Origin of the sequence: Serratia sp. ASV30, from assembly GCF_016428815.1 — a bacterium.
Classification (GTDB): domain Bacteria; phylum Pseudomonadota; class Gammaproteobacteria; order Enterobacterales; family Enterobacteriaceae; genus Chania; species Chania fonticola_C.
The window spans coordinates 1-485 of the sequence record NZ_JAELTL010000191.1 but is presented as its reverse complement, the minus strand read 5'-3'; the positions used below and the strand labels follow the sequence as shown (position 1 = coordinate 485).

General features: G+C 34.0%; 2 protein-coding genes. Both read left to right on the top strand.

Annotation, left to right across the window (positions count from 1 at the left end):
- A partial coding sequence (locus JHD74_RS26050; RefSeq protein ID WP_199063915.1) for a sugar transferase occupies positions 1–131 on the top strand: 131 nt, incomplete at its 5' end.
- 72 nt (positions 132–203) lie between these two features.
- A partial coding sequence (locus JHD74_RS26045) for a DegT/DnrJ/EryC1/StrS family aminotransferase (RefSeq protein WP_199063914.1) occupies positions 204–485 on the top strand: 282 nt, incomplete at its 3' end.

Below are 485 nucleotides of genomic sequence, written 5' to 3'. Positions count from 1 at the left end.
GTAATGATGTGGATTATGATACTCGTGTTTATTTTGATGCGTGGTATGTGAAAAATTGGTCTTTATGGAATGATGTTGCTATCCTTTTTAAAACTATAAATGTTGTATTAAAAAGAGATGGAGCTTATTAACTTTATCGTTTACTATCCCTAAATAAGTCTGCAAAAAATTAAATTTATGCGAATGTGTTAACGGAGTCATTAATGAGTGATAAAAATATTTACGTAACTCAACCTTATTTACCGGATTTGAGTGAGTTCACCCCTTACTTGGAAAGTATCTGGAATAACAAAATTTTGACTAATGGTGGGCCAATGCATGAGGCGTTGGAGAAAGAACTCTGTGAATATCTTGGTGTCAATGAGATTGCATTATTTAATAATGGAACTATAGCCCTGCTTACAGCTCTGCAGGCATTAAGAATAACTGGTGAAGTAATCACGACACCATATTCATTCGTAGCTACTGCTCATTCTTTGTTATGG